This window comes from Acinetobacter genomosp. 15BJ, from assembly GCF_000400715.1.
Classification (GTDB): Bacteria; Pseudomonadota; Gammaproteobacteria; order Pseudomonadales; family Moraxellaceae; genus Acinetobacter.
Genome location: NZ_KE007347.1, coordinates 1282189 through 1298991, shown reverse-complemented (window position 1 = coordinate 1298991; position 16803 = coordinate 1282189). Strand labels below are relative to the sequence as shown.

Sequence of the window (16803 nt, the reverse complement as noted above, 5' to 3'; positions counted from 1 at the left end):
AATGGAAAACAACAGACATCATTGCACACATGCTTGTGTAATTTTGTTGTTAACAGCCTTAACTTCGATGGCGAATGCTGCGCAGCCATTGAATGAAGGATCACTCGCCTTACAAACAGGTATGCTGAATAATGCACTGCCTAGTATTATCATTAAAGCTCAGCAAGATGCTTTAAAGCCTGAAGAAGAACGTTGGCGTTCACAACGTATCCTTAGCGATAAATACTTAGGTGATATTCGTGTCAGTACCATCTTAGGAGGCGTATTATCTCCTCACGAAGAGCAAAAGAAAGTAGTGACCGTTGATTATAGAGATAAGCGGGCTGCGACCATCAAACCACACGAACAACCGCCTGATCGTCTCATGATTTATGAGTTTGAATCAGGCAATGTCCATGTAACTTATAACGATGACGTGAAAGCCGAGCTAGTGATTAAATAGCAGGGTGTTGAATTTTCCAAGCACGATGAATTTTTTGATTCCGTTTAAAATCTGGACCAATTGTTTCAGAGGTGATTTCTTCAATTTGATACATCGCCTCAATTTCTTCATCTAACTCAAATCCACGATAGTTATTTGAGAAGTATAAGGTTCCATCACTGGTTAAGCGGTTCATAGCGCGCTTAAGAAGTGAAACGTGATCACGTTGTACATCAAAGGTTCCATAGAACTTTTTCGAGTTAGAGAAGGTTGGTGGGTCAATGAAAATCAAGTCATATTGCTCATGACCTTCTTTTAACCATTCAAAGCAATCACTTGCAAAGAACATGTGCTGTTCATCGGCATGATCGACTGTTAAACCATTGAGTACAAAGTTTTCTTTCGACCAATTTAAGTAAGTATTGGATAAATCGACACTGGTCGTACTTGCTGCGCCACCTAAAGCAGCATGTAGGCTTGCTGTAGAGGTGTAGCTATAAAGATTTAAGAAATGCTTGCCACGTGCTTCTTTGGCAATTCTTAAACGAATTTGGCGGTGATCCAAGAATAATCCTGTATCTAAATAATCGGTCAAATTCACCAAGATACGCGCATTGCCTTCCTGAACAATAAAACGTTTAGAGGCGGTACTTTGTTTGGTGTACTGGTTTGCACCTGCTTGTTTCGCACGTGTTTTAATGAAGATTGCATCACGACCTAAACCTGTCACAGCACGGATGGCAGCAAGCGCAAGGTTAAAACGTTTTTTTGCTTTTTCTGGATCAATCGTTTTAGGTGGTGCGTATTCCTGAACATGCAAACGATCTCCATATAAGTCGACTGCGACGTTAAAGTCAGGTAAGTCGGCATCATATAAACGTAAGCAGAATACATTTTCTTTCACAGCCCATTTTTTCAATGTTTGCATATTTTTTTGCAAACGATTGGTAAAGTCTTCGGCACCCTCAATTTTTTCAAATTGTTGTGGTTGCCAAGTGGCAAGGAAAGGTTGTGTCACTGTTGCTGGTTTGACGGTACCAAAACGAATATAAATTGGTAATTTACCATTCATTAAACGTAATGTTTGAGGGTCGTTAATAGCAAGTACATCTGCTTGTTCAATTTGTGCCGCAATGACAGCCACAGATTGATTTGGGAAATTCTTTTGTAGCAGCCCCGATAAACCTAGATAAAATGAACGACTAGAGGCTTTATCACCTAAACGTTCGCCATAGGGGGGATTTGTTACGATAAATGCTTTTTTACCTTCGGCATGGAAGTCATCCCAATCGGCCAAGGTACGTTCTTCAATTTGAATTTGATCGAGTAATTTTTCAAAACCAGCAGCAATGATGTTTTGGCGCGTTGCTTTTACAGCCTCCCAATCAGCATCATAAGCATAGAATTTAGGTAGCGGCTGTTCTAAAGCCTTTTCATGACGTTCAGCAGCTTCGGCTTTCAATGCTAACCAAAGTTCATGGTCATGACCATGCCAACCATTAAAACCAAAACGACGCACTAAACCAGGTGCACGGTCTGTTAAAATGAGTAGAGATTCAATAATAAATGTGCCTGAACCACACATTGGGTCAAGGATAATATCGGGTTGGTATTTTGATAATTGGGCTTTTTGCAGAATCGCTGCTGCCAAGTTTTCTTTAATCGGTGCATCGGTCATATAGCGTCGGTAGCCGCGCTTATGTAAAGAATCACCAGATAAGTCTAAGCAATAGGTATGTTCAGTTTTACCTGCTAGAGCGTATAGCGTGATTTCAGGCTGCTTAATATCAATGCTCGGACGCTTGCCAACGGCTTCCATAAAGGAATCCACTACACCATCTTTAACGCGTAGGGTCGCGAACTGTGTATTGACCTTAATTTCTCGTTCTACATGCAAACGAACAGCAAATGTGCTTTGTGGGGCAAAAATCAAAGACCAGTCAAAGCTAATCGCGCCTTCATAGAGTTCTTCAGCTACATCACGTGCGTCATGGGTATGTTCAAGTTCGTGGGTATGAATGGGTAAAAGCACGCGAGAGGCAAGGCGTGACCACATACAAACGCGATATGCATTTTCAAGTGTGCCTTTAAACACTAAACGCCCAGCAAAACGTTGGATATTTTGAATGCCTAAATCTTCAAGCTCTTGTTGTAATAAGGTTTCAAGCCCGTCCGCACAGGTCACCCAATAGTCTGTTAGACGTTGTTTAGCATTCATTCAAATTTCCAAAAACATTTTTAGCAATCGGCTATTTTAACTGATTTTTGTTTGCTCTGTCGGTGCATATTTGTGTGATTGTCAGCTTTATTCTGCATTAATCGATATTTTTTGAAGAATTTGTTCTGTATTTGCGAGATTCAAAAAATGTGATGCGGTGCATTTTTATTTTCTATTTTAATAGTTGGTACATCTTTTGCATCTAAGTTTGCAGCACATCAGTGAACTATTTGACTTAAAGCTGATGAAATTTAAGAATTTTAATTTGATGGCTGTGAGGATGTTATGAAAGAAAGCATGAATAACGAAGTGTTGGTCAATGCCGAAGCTTTTACGATTGCGACTCAAATGTATGTCCGTTTAAGACGTGTCTGTGGTCGTGTGATCGATGTAATGTATCTCGTTAACAATAAAGATTATGCCAAGCATGTACTGGATATCGCCTTAACAACTCAGGACCCAGAGTTGGAACGTTTTGTACATCGTTTAAGCCCATTGATTGATTTATATCCTGAGCCAAATCCATTGGTTATGGAGACAAAAACTGCGACTGAGAAACAACCAGTTGAGGTTTTGGAAACTTATTCCATGGAAGTTACTGATGAAGAAATTTATCAAGCGCAGGTCCATCATCACTATATTGGTGCATTAAGGTAAATTATAAGTCATTAAAAAATAGAATATTAAAAGGATGTAGTGATGATGCTTACATCCTTATCTTTATTTTGGAGTATTTGTATATGGATCAATATTCAGAATCTATGTTCTCATATTGAATAAAAATAAGATCATGGAAAAGATCTAAAAGATTTTTACTTAAGTGCTGAAAAGTTCAACTGCGAATGAAATCTAAAGTCTGTATAATGCGTTAACTTAACGTGTTAGGAATCTCTTATGCACTTGGCGGCATTGCATACTTTGAGTCAGATCCAGCTCAATCAACAAGGAAATCTCAAGCACTTTTTAACAATTGAAGGTCTTTCTAAAGAAACCTTAACCAAGATTCTAGATACAGCGCAAAGCTTTTTAGATGAAAATAATAACTTGATCAATCGTCCGTTGCTTGAAGGACTGACGGTGATGAATCTTTTCTTTGAAAACTCCACTCGTACCCGTACTACTTTCGAAGCTGCAGCAAAGCGTTTGTCTGCCAATGTCTTAAATATTGATATTGCACGTTCAAGTACCTCTAAAGGTGAAACTTTACGTGATACGCTTTGGAATTTGGAAGCGATGGCTGCGGATATTTTTGTGGTACGTCATTCATCCTCAGGTGCAGCACACTTTATTGCCAAAGATGTTTGCCCTAAGGTTGCAATTATCAATGCAGGTGATGGTCGACATGCGCATCCGACCCAAGCGATGCTGGATATGTTGACGATTCGTCGCGAGACCCAAAAGCCTTTTGAAGAATTAACGGTTGCGATTATTGGTGATATCAAGCATTCACGCGTCGCACGCTCAAATGTAGCAGCGTTGCAAACATTGGGCTGTAAAGACATTCGTGTGATTGCGCCAAATACCTTATTGCCAGTGGCCTTTGATGAATATGGCGAACATGTACGTCTGTTTAACAAAATGGATGAAGGCGTGAAAGACTGCGATGTGATTATTGCCTTACGTATTCAAAATGAACGTATTGATTCACCTGCATTATCTTCACAAGCTGAATTCTATAAAATGTACGGCTTAAACAAAGAGCGTTTGGCATTGGCTAAGCCTGATTGCATCGTGATGCATCCGGGGCCAATGAACCGTGGAGTTGAAATTGATTCAAGCGTTGCCGATGGTGATCAATCTGTCATTTTGAAGCAGGTTACCAATGGGATTGCAGTTCGTATGGCAGTGTTGGCACTTGCGATGCAAGGGCAGTTACAAGAACAAGGTTTAATTGAAGCGATTGCGCTGTAAAGGATAGATCACATGAGTATAGTAAAAATTGAAAATGTCCGTGTGCTCGACCCAATTCAAAAAACTGATCAAGTAAAAACGGTTTATATCGAAAACGGCAAGTTAGTTGATGTAGTAGATCAAGTCGATGAAACGATTGATGGTCAAGGCAAATGGTTAATGCCAACCATGGTTGATCTGTGTGCACGTTTACGTGAACCAGGGCAACAACAGCATGGAACCTTAAAGTCTGAAGGTAAATCGGCGCGTGCTAATGGTATTTTGCATGTGATGACACCACCGGATTCAAAACCAATTGTTCAAGATAATGGTGCTTTGATTCATGGCTTGATTGAAAAAGCACAATTGGATGGCGGCATTTATCTACAAATTATTGGTGCACAGACCCAAGGTCTGAATGGCAAACAACCTGCCAATATGGCGGGATTGAAGAAGGGTGGATGTACTGCGGTTTCAAATGCCAATGCCAGCTTTGAAAATGATGATGTGGTGATTCGTACTTTAGAATATGCAGCAGGTTTGGGCTTGACGGTCGTGTTCTATGCAGAAGAGCCTCAGATTGCTAAAGATGGCTGTGCACACGAAGGCTTTATTGCTTCTCGTCAAGGTTTACCCATGATTCCTGCGATTGCTGAAACCGTTGCGATTGCCAAATACTTGATCATGATTGAAGCAACAGGCGTGAAAGCGCACTTTGGTCTGCTGTCTTGTGGTGCTTCGGTTGATTTGATCCGCGCAGCAAAAACCAAAGGTTTACCTGTCACTGCCGATGTTGCGATGCATCAGTTACATCTGACTGAGCAGCTGACCGATGGTTTTAACTCACTTGCACATGTACGCCCACCGTTACGATCTGAGCAAGATAAAGCATTATTGCGCCAAGGTGTGAAAGAAGGGGTAATTGATGCAATTTGTACTCATCATGAACCGCTCAGTAGCTCGGCGAAAATGGCTCCATTTGCTGAAACACAGCCAGGGATTAGCGCTTTTGATACCTATGTGGGTTTAGGTGTACAGTTGATACAAGAGGGTGTGTTTGAACCACTGGAATGGGTTGAAAAAGTGACATCAATTCCAGCGCAAGTGGCCAATATGACTGATCGTTGGTTGCAAGAAGCAGGTTGGGTCTTGATAGATCCAACACTAGAGTGGACGGTGTCTAAAGACAGTATTCTTTCGCAAGGGAAAAATACGCCGTTACTTGGTCAACAGCTGACAGGTAAGGTGATGACCACCTTTGCATAAATGATATGAAGTGGCAGGATAAGACGATCAAGTCTTATTCTGCTTTGTAAACTGTGATGTAGATATTGTATTTAAATTTTACAAAGCTGATAAAAATAAAAAAATTAGATTAAAGTAAGAAAATAAATGAGATGTGCTTTACATAAAATTATAAAAAATGAGAAATAAACAATTTAAATAATTGGAGCTAAATCATATGGCTATTCACCCAATGGAGTTACTTAAGCAAAAAGTATCCTCTATTATTGTCAATGATCAAACTTGTCTGGTAAATGAAAAAAATGATGTTTTATCAAGATTTTATCCTATTTTTTTGCATCGTTTTTTACAGAAACCAGAACTCGTTGATCAGTTAAAAGAGAAACTGACACCTTCAGTTTTTGACCTGATGGAAGAAAATGAAAAAGTAAAAAATGCATTACTGTTGAGGTTGGCAGCAGGTAAAGTTTCTGTCGCAGAGGTAGAAATCACATTAAATCGAGCGATCCCTAAGAGTCTAGCAGTACTTTCAAATGAAATCGGGAATGATGCAATCAGCATTATTCATTACCTTCGCGAATATCAAGAGTCTATTCATGGATTATTGCCTAATTGGTCGGAAGAGGTGCTTGCACTGTTAGATGAGGTTCCAATCGTAGCAGTGTCATTAGAAGAAATTACCGAGCCGGTTGAGATAGCGCCTGAAAAGAAGCCTTATCGGTTATTTCCGTTTCTGACCCTTATTTTTGCGAGTTTTTCCTTGCTGTTTCTATATCAATTAAGCAAGTAAAATGCCTTATTATGAAGATGAAATTATTCTTTATCACACAATTTTCAACTCAACTGAATAATCATCTAAAGCCATTTGGCTTTTACTCTGTTTTGTAAAGTGTGATGTAAGTATTGTATTTAAATGATATAAAAACGAATAAAAAACACACAAATGATTAGAATGAAAAAGCTTCAGTTTGCTTGTACTTCGTATTTTTCTTAAGCGATCTGAATATTATAAATTTAATGTGTTGGAGAGAATAACAATGTCAATAAACCCAATAGAACTGTTAAAACAGAAAGTGACCTCTGTGCTTGTGAGTGGTCAAGACGGATTAGCGAACGAAAAAAGCGCGCTGTTATCTAAGTTTTACCCGATTTTCCTTTCAATTTTAGCTGCAAAACCTGAATTAATTCAGAAACTAAAAGAGTCGATTTCACCTTCATTATTCGATTTATTTGGTCATAATGATCAAGTTAAAAATGCATTATTATCCAATCTCGCAAGTGGTCAGCTTCCCACAGCTGAAGCAGAGCAAACATTAAACCAAGCGCTTCCAGTCAGCCTTGCTGCTTTAACCAGTGAAGCGGGTAATGACACTCAAAGTATTGTTAATTATTTAAAACAGCATGCCGATTCAATTCGTTCACTTTTACCTGCATGGGCGGTAGGTTTGCTTGCGCCTTTAGGACTCGTTTCGAGTGCTACGGCTTCAACAACCAGCTTCGCCAGTGCGACTGCGACGACAGGAAGTAAATCACGTGCTTGGCTACCGATTTTAGCGCTGATTATTTTGGCACTTCTGGTCGCATGGTTGTGGAAGTCATGTCAACATAAACAAATGGAAGTGCCTGTAAATAATGAAGATTCACCTGCATCACAAGTCGGTACGATGATTGCGCCAGCGAGTTTGGCATTAACCACCGATGCTAGTGGCAATGTTGCACAGTGTCAGGTCATGGTTGGTGATCAAGGGTTCCTGGCCAGTATTCAGGCCAAAATCAAAGAAGTTTTTTCTTCTAATCAGGACTGTACGGTAGATACAGCAGGTACGGCTGCAACACATGCAGGCTCGTTTGCCGATCAAGCAGGACTTGCAGGTGTCTTGGGATTGCTTAAAGGGGTTCCAAATGTTTCCTTGGAATGGGTTGGTGATAAGATCACCTTAAAAGGTGCAGATACAGCTAAACTCAATGAGTTACTGGGCAAGATCAAAGCACTAGTGCCGAATACCGAGGTGGTTGTCGAAGCACCTGTCAGTGCGGCAGATTCTGTAAGCAATAGTCTAAATGCAGCGCAGGATGCATTGGCAAGCATTGATGCCAATCAGGTTGATATTAACGCCGTGATTAAAGCACTTAATCTACAGATTATTAATTTCTCAACGGGATCCAATCAGATTCCAGATGAAAACAAAGCGATCTTGGATAAAGCCGCTGGCTTAATGAAAAATAGTAAAGATGCAAAACTGACCGTTGCAGGTTATACCGACTCAACAGGTAATGCCAATAGCAATAAAGCACTGTCACAAAAACGTGCACAGGCTGTGGTCGGTTATTTAGTTAGTCAAGGCGTGGATGCGGCTCAACTCACAGCGGTGGGACATGGTGCAGATAACCCTGTTGCAGATAATACAACTGAGGAAGGGCGTTTTAAAAATCGTCGTATTGAGTTTTCAATTACTCCTTAATTGGTGGTTTGTTGAAGTTTTAAAGGAGTTATTGAGAAAATAACTCCTTTTATTTTAATTGTTTATTTGAGTGAATATGATTTTAAATGCAAACGCCTAAATAAAATCAAATAAAAGACTCGAAAGTATAGATTTAAATTGAGTAGAATACGCTCGAAAAACAAGATAATAGAGCACTAATATGAATAAGTTTTTTATATTCACAGCATTAACCGCAGCAGTATTATTAACTGGTTGTGATAAGTTCAAACCAAAAGATAAAGCTGAGAATACCAATGCTGCAGTTGCTGAGTGGAGTTGTACCAATCAAGATAACTTGAATAATATTCAAGCGGCATTGAAAAAAGACTATTTAAAACAAATCGAACGTAGCCTAAGAGAAAGTCAGTATCAGGCAGACTATGATGTTCTGGATAAAATCAACAAAGGCCTGAAATTCGAAATTAAAAATGTGCGCACCTTGGATACAGCAGAAGGTGAGCAGGCTTCAAAAACACAATTGAGCTGTGAAAGTCAGTTAATCGTTCAATTTCCAAAAGGCTTACAAAAGCGCGCAGAAAATGCTTATGCAGAGCAGCAAAAGAATTGTGAAGAGTGTGAGGGTGATTACAGCGCGAGTACTTTAGCTGATTATTTTGCGGATAATGAATATTCATTGACCTTAGAAAATGATCAACTCAAGGGTAGTTTTTTCTATGACATTACCAAGACTGATAAAGATGGTTTAGTCTTTAATATTCCTGATCAAAATGCAGTGATTGATGGTGTGGTCTTTATGGCGACCAAAGCCGTGCAATATGTGGCTTATTTAAAAGAAAACCGCTTGATTGAACAAAGCAATGAACAAGCTCAGCAGCAATATGATGCAGAAGAATCGGCTCAAATGGGCTTGGCTCAAAAAGCAATGGATATTCGCAAAAAAGAGTTGGATGCTGAAAAAGCACAGCAGGTTGAGCGCTTAAATCAAACTTGGGACAAGTTTAGTCCAGAGCAAAAAGCACAGTTGCAGCAAGACCAGTCTGATTGGTTTGAAAAACGTGATGTTGATTGTAAGGTGCTTGCTCAAAAGCATGTATCTGATATTCCAGAAAAAGATTTGGAAACCTATCAAAAGCAATCACGGTATTGGAATGATGCGATGCGTCAACAAGATCAAGATATGCAGTACACCAAGTGTTTCACCCAACGGACCATTGAGCGCATTGTCTATCTCAATAATGTCAATTAAGTAAGCAACAACAAGAAGGACGAATTGATTCGTCCTTTTTTTATTGGCATGCTTAGCACAGCTATGGTTTTAAGATAAATATTATGCGAATTACATTGATTGGAGCAGGTCGTGTTGCAACCCATTTGGCTAAAGCATTGCAATTGCAGCATCAGATTGTACAAATCTTTAGTCGGAATCTACAACATGCTCAGACCCTTGCAGACCAGGTCAATGCCCAAGCAATTGATGATGTGCAACAGCTGGATGCTCAAACCGATTTAGTGATTATTGCAGTCAGTGATCAGGCGATTCACAGCGTGATTGATTCGATTGCGCCATACCTCACTGAAAATTTGATTGTACATACTTCGGGGAGCACGGCTTTATCTTTACTGGAGCAGAGACATCCACGCGCGGGTGTTTTTTATCCCTTGCAGACTTTTAGTTTAGAAAGAGATGTAAATTGGGTGGATACGCCTTTGTTTGTTGAAGCGGCTCAACAGGAGGATTTAACATTATTAACTGATTTAGCAAACAGTTTAAGCCAACGTGTTTATCAATATAGCTCTAGGCAACGGCTGGCTTTACATTTGGCAGCTGTATTTGCTTGCAATTTCAGTAATTATTGTTATGACATGGCCAAACAAGTGGCCGATGCTGAGCAGGTTGATTTTAGTTTGCTCTACCCACTGATTTTAGAGACCGCAAATAAAGCCACAGCCAATGATCCCAAGGATATGCAGACAGGTCCCGCAATGCGGGGTGATCAAAATATATTAAGCATGCATAGCCAGTTATTAGCAGATTCTCATCGATCAGACTTACAGAATATATATCGTCTTATCAGTGAATCTATTTTAAAACGACATCATTAAATTGGTTTAACAATAAGTGTACAAAATAGACAAATCGGTCTGTTTTGTATACCATGACTAAAATTTGATTTAATTCTATATAAAAAGATGTTGGCTAATATATTTCAAGCTTTAGAGAGTCTCGGCCTTACTGCACAAAAACGTGCAGTACATATTCAATTTTCCAATCAAAATTTAAATACTCAAGTCTTTCTACAACGTATTGATGGTCAGCATCAACTGAATGACGGATTTAAGGCAGAACTGATCTGCCTGTCGACCAATGCCACCATTCCACTCAAACAATTTATTGGCAGCCAAGCGGCAATTGATACGGTGACAGATCAAGGTCAATTGACCCGCGTCACAGGGATTATTACTCAAGCTTTACAAGGACAATCAGACGGTAGCTTGACCGTATATAAGCTGACTTTAGAAGATCCAACTGCATTGTGGAAACAACGCCGTAACAGCCGCCTGTTTATGAACAAGAGCGTGCGTGATGTGGTGGAAATCGTTTTCAAGGAATGGCAACAAAAAAGCCCCTTATTTGCATCCAGCTTAATGCTTGATTTAAGCGGACTCAGTCAAGACTATGATGTCCGTCCATTCATTATGCAAAATAATGAAAATGACTATGATTTCCTAACCCGTCTCATGCGTAGCGAAGGCATCAACTGGCTCATCGACGAAGCTGAACGAACGGTTCCTCAAAGCAGTGCCGCGATTCAGCCGCAAAAACTCCGTTTGATTGACGACAATAGTCAGTACCAAGCACTCGATCGTCGACAGATCCGTTATCACCGTAGTAGTGCCACAGAACAATACGACAGCATGACTAGTCTGGTTGGGCAACGCTCTCTACAACCGAGCAGCGTACATGTACAACGCTGGCAAGCCGATGCACTGGAACAAGAAGATGGTGCAGGCAGTGTACAGAGCACACATAAGCACAGCGAACAACATGACAATGCTAGTCTTGGTCTAGAACAAGCATGGCATTTTTCACCCGCATGGATGCAAGACTTAAATGGGGAAGATGGTGCAACCGCATCGGGCAATGCTCAGATTGAAAAGCTGAATCAAAATCTGGGTCAATATTACGACTTACAATCCAAACAATTTACAGCCCATACCACAGTCCGCGATACCCAAGTGGGTTACTGGTTTGAATTGGCTGAACACCCTGAAATTGATCAACATGATGGCGCAGACAAAGAATTCCTGATCACAGGTAAAAACTTCTATAACCAAAACAATTTACCCAAAGACTTACAGCAACAGATTCATCAGCTATTAGCGCAAAGTAACTGGCAAATAAAAGAGAGTGACGAACGCCAAGCCAATCAACTGACGTTGCAACGCCGCAGCATTAAAACTGTACCCGAATATCATCCTTTACAACACCGTCCAGCAGCGTCAACACAACGTGCCAAAGTGGTTGGGCCAAGCGGTGAAGAAATCTATGTGGATGAATGGGGAAGGATCAAAGTCCGTTTCCTGTTTACCCGCAATGACGATCATAGCCACGATGGTGGAGCAGGGGCTAATGACAACGACACCGATTCAGCGTGGGTGGATGTACTGACGCCTTGGGCAGGTGAAGGCTATGGCGCACGTTTCCTGCCCCGTATTGATGAAATCGTGGTGATTGACTTCTTTGATGGCAATATTGACCGTCCATTTGTAGTAGGACGCATTCACGAAGCCCATCGCAGCCCGACCAAGTTTGACAATGCAGGCAAGCTGCCAGATACCAAGAAACTGGCAGGAATCAAGTCCAAAGAGTATCAAGGTGGAGGTTTTAACCAACTGCGCTTTGATGACACCACAGGTCAGATCAGTGCCCAGTTGCAAAGCAGTCATGCTGCCAGCCAACTCAATCTCGGTAAACTCAGCCATCCGAAAGACAAGGCAGAGAGTGAAGATCGTGGTGAGGGTTTTGAACTACGCACTGATCAATGGGGTGCAGTACGTGCAGGCGATGGCTTACTGCTTTCAACGCATAAACAGGATCAGGCCCAAGGTGAACACTTGGATGCCCAAGTGGCAAAACAGCAGCTAGAAGGCAATCAAAGCAATGCCAAAGCCTTAAGTGAAGTAGCCAAGAATCAGCAGACTGATGAAATAGAATCACTGGATCAGCTAAAAGCTTTTGCTGATGAGATTGAAGCTGATATTGCTAAGTTTAACAAGGCGATGCTGTTATTGAGTTCGCCAGCAGGCATTGGTCTAAGTACCAATGAAGATATTCATTTATCAGCTGATGGGCAGATTAACCAGTTTGCAGGTGATAGCATAAATCTGAGTACACAAAAGAATCTGGTCGCCCATGTTAGTGGTAAAGCCAGTCTTTTTACAGCACAGAATGGTATTAAACAAATTGCGGCAAAGGGTAAGTTTGAGATGTTGGCACAGGCTGATGGAATGGACTTATTAGCAAAACAAGGCATCCAGATTATTTCGACTGAAGATCGTATTGAGATCAGTAGTCCGAAAGAGATTGTGATTACTGCGGGCGGCTCTCAGATCAAGCTTGATGGCTCAGGTATTTTCCCAACCACAGGTGGCAAGTTTGAGGTAAAGGCTGGGCAGCATTTATTTATGGGTGGGGCATCGGTGAATGTCCCTGCAATTGATTTACCAGATTGTTCTGCGAAACAGGCTGATGCGGCAAAAAATGGCTCAGCAAAAGTGATATTAGACTAGAATGAAGTTTTTACTGCCAAAAGAAGAGATAGCTTCTGAAAATTTAAGTGAATTAATCGCTGATTTGTTTGAACAAAATGGTCATGTCACTTTTTTATGTGATGAAACTTTATTAAGTGGTTTTTTTGATGAGTTTGTTGATGAGTTAACAGATTATGAATTAGAGCCAATAGAGATTGCAGCTTCTAAAAAGAATATTCATCCAGCTCTTTTCTTTATAAAGATAAAAGTAAAAGAAGATTTAGAACATTCATTAGATTTTATCATTCAAACCTTACTTATGAATTTAGATCAAAATGAGGATGGCTATTTTATTCATGGATTTGGAAAAGTAGATGATCTAAAAAAGACAGTTCAAACTTTTAAAAAGCTTGTTATTGCGAAAGATACAAAGAATAAATTTATTTTTCGGTGGTATGACCCTCGTGTATTGGTTTATTTACCTGCAATTATTGATAAAAAAATTGAACGAATTGAAGCATTTTTAGAGGATTGGCATTTTGTTTTTTTTAATGGTTTGTATGAAGTGAAAACTCAGGAAAAAAGAGCACTTTTTCCACTTACTTTTACAAATGACGAGTCAGCAAAACTAGATTTAATTGAGCTATCGAATACAGTGATCAAGCAATCTCTTATATATGACGAGCAGTTGTCGATTCGTCAGGATGAGATATTAGAGTCACTCCATCAAGCAATAACGCAATATGGAATTTTACATATAACTGATCTGATTGCTTATGGGATGTATTCAGTTATTTTGCATAAAGATTTTATGAGAAGTTCGCGAGTATCTTCAATAATTAGTCATTATTGGGTTGAGAGATTGGAACCAAACTCATTTACAACGGCGATGGACTATTTAGAAGAAAATCAATATTCACAAGTTAAACAAGAATGTGAAGAGGGCTAGCATGGCTAATGATAAACCAACTTTCGCAAATAACATAAAAAAGTTTGGGACAGTTGATCAGCAACAGAAAAAACTAACTCAGACTTTAGGTGCCAGCCCAAATCCGAGCAAAATTAGCCAACAAGCTGCTGCATCCACAACTCAGAATAATAAAATTCCAGTGACTCAGGTCGCCAAAAAAGAATGTACTAACTTTTGTCGACCGACGGGTATCAATATATTACCGCTTAAGTATTCGGTGGCGCGTTTGGGTGTGAAGCCATTACCTGCACAGTTAGGTGCAAATGTTACTAATGTTGCACTTAAGGAGTATAGATATACGGTTCGAATGATTGACTCGGGGTATATTTATTTATTGATCAAAAGAAAGTCTGGAAAGAAAGAGTGGGTTGCATACATTACCAATAAAAAAGGATTTCATCAGGAATTTCCTATAGGCAGTAAAGCACCCCTTGTGGCTCAGGATTTTGCTTGTAATAAAGCTGGGCATAGTGCTAATGCATCTTTAATAACGATTCCTTCAGTGAATAACGATGATGCACAGACGGTCTATTTACTGCATGCACATGCACCTCTCAGTCAAAAAATGAGAACGCAGTTTGAGAAAAATGCTGATCAGTATGCAATTTCAGGCTATTGGCAAAAAATAGATGTAGCAAAAGGAGCTACTCAGCAACATTGTCTTTCAGGTGCTCAATTAACTACGATAGCGATGGCACTGGAAAGCTATGGTTCTGCTCGATGGGGGGCAATAAATAAGAAGTTTAGTGAGAAGCCGAAAGAGCATATTGGTGTTGCGCTGTATGATCCGATTGGAATCACCTCTAAGCTAAATGAAGACCGTAATATATTAAGTTTTGCAGGAATTGATAGCTTTTTAAAAGAAGATAAAGATGGTTTTAGCAATGAACATAAGCTTCAGACCATGACCTTAATCGATAATATGAAGCAAAACTTAGTTGCAAATTCCATTCAAGCAAAGTTCAAAATTATTGATTCAAATGAAGAGCAAAGGAAGAAAATTACAGATCCTTATCTGCAAGCGGAGATTCAAAGAGCTGAACGTATGGGCGATAAAAAAGGACTCGATAATCTAAAGAATTTCGAAAAAAATGCGCCTGCAAAAGCTGCAGCTGAACTTGAGAAACAGAGAGCAGAGGCTGTTAAAAAAGCAACTGTAGATGGTAATAATGCATGGAAAAAATACCAAGCACAGTTAGATATGAATGGCTTGGAGAAGTTTCGTAAAGACGTCGATAAAAAATCAGAAGAGAGTTATGCTGCTGCAGCTAGGTATGTAGATGATCATTATAACTGGCTGGTTTCTTCTAATCTTTTAAAAGGTCTATTCTATTTTGACCAAAGTGAAGAATTGAAACAGGGGAAAACACCGAAAGAAAGTAATGGTTTTATTTTCCATGCAGTCATTATGGATTTAATGTATGGCATGAATTTATTACAGAAGGGTAAAGACTTACTTAATAAATGGATATGTGAAAAAAAGGTTTCAGATAAAAATTTATTCCTGAGAGCATATTGTTTTAACAATAAAATTTTGATGGATGAATATGCCAAGATTTTTGAAAGTACAATGTCAGCAAAAAGTTTACTGGATTATAGTAAACAGGGTTTTGGTATATTTACCGCAGCCGATGCTGCCTTTGATAGTTGGTTAGGCAATATTGAGGGGAAAAAGTTTATTACGGCACAAAACTTTAAGGCGCCAGAAAAACTGCTCTACTGGATGTCTTTGATGCTGAATACAGCTCTAAAAGAGTTTGGTGATATCCGCTTAAAAACCTTACATATTAGTCAAATTACGGTTATGGCGACTCAAGGTGCGCAACGACATACGGCTCAATTACTTTATTTAAGATCTGGGAGTCTAGCGCAGCAAGTACCATTGGCGCGGCTGATGTATAACCTAGAATTTAGAGCCGCTGCAATTGCTTCTTTACCACAAACCAGTACGAGGTATACCTACCGTAATACCAGAGCTGTGGAAATTAAAAACTCGGTATCCCTTGCAGTTAAAGGACAACCTGATATTACCAAAAACCGAATACTTGCTATCGTAGGTATTTTTGAGCTACTGAATTTTTACTTCCAATATGATGCGTGGAAATCTGATATTAAAGATAAGCCAGAGCTATCCGTACAATTGGTGGGTTCGATGTTCTCGGTATCTGCTGTTGCATTTGATATGTTAGGTGAGAGTTGGAGCCGTAAAACTGTAGCAGGTGCAGCGGCCTCTGCAGCAGCATTTAGATTGACTGCTGGAAGCTTTGGTATTTTAGGAGGAGTAGCAGGCTTATATTCAGATAAAGTTAGCTATAACGATTCTAATAGTTTAATTATTAAAAGAATTATTTTACTTAGGATGGCTACAAACTTAGCTTTGCTAGTTGGCCAAGCTGGAGTTTTAGCCAGTGCTATTGTTAATTACACAAAAAATGCGTTAATTAAAAGTGCTTTAACTAGGCTCACAACTAATTCAATAGTTGCATTTTTAATGGGTGCCCGAGTAATTTTAGGATTAAATTTATTAACATTAGGATTAATAGGTCTAGAAAGTGCGCTTAAGGCATGGGTGTTAGATGATGCAATGGAAGATTGGTGTCAGAAAACGGCATTTAAATTAGTATCTGATCCTAAAAAAGAATCAATATTTAAGTCTGCGTTGATATGTGCTGAATTAGCAGGAGACTTTCACTTGGGATATGCTAGGCAGCTAACCGATAAAAGTTCTCTGCTATTTGATTTGGCGTTTTAAAATCCAAACTCTTTTGAATTCTTCGCTGATTATAAAATAACACAATGTATTTTGTAATATCTGCTTTAGCTTCATCTCTGGTTTTATAGTTGCAATGATGCACTAATTCAT

At 39.6% G+C, this 16803-nt stretch carries 13 protein-coding genes; 11 read left to right on the top strand and 2 right to left on the bottom strand.

Annotation, left to right across the window (positions count from 1 at the left end; all coding sequences use genetic code 11):
- Position 1 precedes the first annotated feature (1 nt).
- Positions 2-442, top strand: a complete 441-nt coding sequence (locus F896_RS08040; RefSeq protein WP_016164031.1) for a hypothetical protein — start codon at positions 2-4, stop codon at positions 440-442.
- On the opposite strand, the gene rlmKL is transcribed toward F896_RS08040, so the two are convergent.
- Positions 435-2639 carry a bifunctional 23S rRNA (guanine(2069)-N(7))-methyltransferase RlmK/23S rRNA (guanine(2445)-N(2))-methyltransferase RlmL gene (gene rlmKL, locus F896_RS08045; protein WP_016164030.1) on the bottom strand — a complete coding sequence of 735 codons (2205 nt, stop codon included), beginning with the start codon at positions 2637-2639 and terminating at the stop codon, positions 435-437. The genes F896_RS08040 and rlmKL overlap by 8 nt on opposite strands.
- 285 nt (positions 2640-2924) lie before the next feature.
- On the opposite strand from rlmKL, the gene F896_RS08050 reads away from it, so the two are divergent.
- From F896_RS08050 to F896_RS08095, 10 genes are all read left to right on the top strand, one after another.
- A complete protein-coding gene (locus F896_RS08050; protein ID WP_016164029.1) occupies positions 2925-3296 on the top strand; it encodes a hypothetical protein in 372 nt (123 codons plus the stop codon).
- A 237-nt stretch (positions 3297-3533) separates the two neighbouring features.
- On the top strand, positions 3534-4550 hold the full coding sequence (locus tag F896_RS08055; RefSeq protein ID WP_004806347.1) for an aspartate carbamoyltransferase catalytic subunit: 1017 nt from the start codon (positions 3534-3536) through the stop codon (positions 4548-4550).
- A gap of 12 nt (positions 4551-4562) precedes the next feature.
- Positions 4563-5795 (top strand): dihydroorotase, encoded by a 1233-nt coding sequence (locus F896_RS08060; RefSeq protein WP_016164028.1) that lies wholly within the window; start codon positions 4563-4565, stop codon positions 5793-5795.
- A 196-nt stretch (positions 5796-5991) separates the two neighbouring features.
- A complete protein-coding gene (locus F896_RS08065; protein ID WP_016164027.1) occupies positions 5992-6564 on the top strand; it encodes a hypothetical protein in 573 nt (190 codons plus the stop codon).
- Positions 6565-6811: 247 nt separating this feature from the next.
- Entirely contained in the window at positions 6812-8236 is a 1425-nt protein-coding gene (locus tag F896_RS08070; protein ID WP_016164026.1) for an OmpA family protein, read from the top strand.
- A 181-nt stretch (positions 8237-8417) separates the two neighbouring features.
- The gene (locus F896_RS08075) at positions 8418-9464 is read left to right on the top strand and encodes a hypothetical protein (protein WP_016164025.1); all 1047 of its coding nucleotides are present in this window, start codon (positions 8418-8420) and stop codon (positions 9462-9464) included.
- 83 nt (positions 9465-9547) lie between these two features.
- A complete protein-coding gene (locus tag F896_RS08080; protein ID WP_016164024.1) occupies positions 9548-10321 on the top strand; it encodes a Rossmann-like and DUF2520 domain-containing protein in 774 nt (257 codons plus the stop codon).
- An 87-nt stretch (positions 10322-10408) separates the two neighbouring features.
- Complete coding sequence (locus F896_RS08085; protein ID WP_016164023.1) at positions 10409-13009, top strand: type VI secretion system Vgr family protein; 2601 nt, start codon at positions 10409-10411, stop codon at positions 13007-13009.
- A gap of 1 nt (position 13010) precedes the next feature.
- The gene (locus F896_RS08090) at positions 13011-13919 is read left to right on the top strand and encodes a hypothetical protein (RefSeq protein ID WP_016164022.1); all 909 of its coding nucleotides are present in this window, start codon (positions 13011-13013) and stop codon (positions 13917-13919) included.
- 1 nt (position 13920) lies between these two features.
- Entirely contained in the window at positions 13921-16692 is a 2772-nt protein-coding gene (locus F896_RS08095) for a T6SS effector BTH_I2691 family protein (protein WP_016164021.1), read from the top strand.
- Here the strand turns inward: F896_RS08095 and F896_RS20825 are convergent.
- The coding region (locus tag F896_RS20825; RefSeq protein WP_016164020.1) for an IS3 family transposase at positions 16643-16803 on the bottom strand (161 nt) is incomplete at its 5' end. The two genes, F896_RS08095 and F896_RS20825, sit on opposite strands and share 50 nt — an antisense overlap.

Coding starts and splice junctions, on each gene's coding strand:
- F896_RS08040 (WP_016164031.1), top strand. CDS start 2: ATGGAAAACAACAGACATCATTGCACACATGCTTGTGTAATTTTGTTG.
- rlmKL (WP_016164030.1), bottom strand. CDS start 2,639: ATGAATGCTAAACAACGTCTAACAGACTATTGGGTGACCTGTGCGGAC.
- F896_RS08050 (WP_016164029.1), top strand. CDS start 2,925: ATGAAAGAAAGCATGAATAACGAAGTGTTGGTCAATGCCGAAGCTTTT.
- F896_RS08055 (WP_004806347.1), top strand. CDS start 3,534: ATGCACTTGGCGGCATTGCATACTTTGAGTCAGATCCAGCTCAATCAA.
- F896_RS08060 (WP_016164028.1), top strand. CDS start 4,563: ATGAGTATAGTAAAAATTGAAAATGTCCGTGTGCTCGACCCAATTCAA.
- F896_RS08065 (WP_016164027.1), top strand. CDS start 5,992: ATGGCTATTCACCCAATGGAGTTACTTAAGCAAAAAGTATCCTCTATT.
- F896_RS08070 (WP_016164026.1), top strand. CDS start 6,812: ATGTCAATAAACCCAATAGAACTGTTAAAACAGAAAGTGACCTCTGTG.
- F896_RS08075 (WP_016164025.1), top strand. CDS start 8,418: ATGAATAAGTTTTTTATATTCACAGCATTAACCGCAGCAGTATTATTA.
- F896_RS08080 (WP_016164024.1), top strand. CDS start 9,548: ATGCGAATTACATTGATTGGAGCAGGTCGTGTTGCAACCCATTTGGCT.
- F896_RS08085 (WP_016164023.1), top strand. CDS start 10,409: ATGTTGGCTAATATATTTCAAGCTTTAGAGAGTCTCGGCCTTACTGCA.
- F896_RS08090 (WP_016164022.1), top strand. CDS start 13,011: ATGAAGTTTTTACTGCCAAAAGAAGAGATAGCTTCTGAAAATTTAAGT.
- F896_RS08095 (WP_016164021.1), top strand. CDS start 13,921: ATGGCTAATGATAAACCAACTTTCGCAAATAACATAAAAAAGTTTGGG.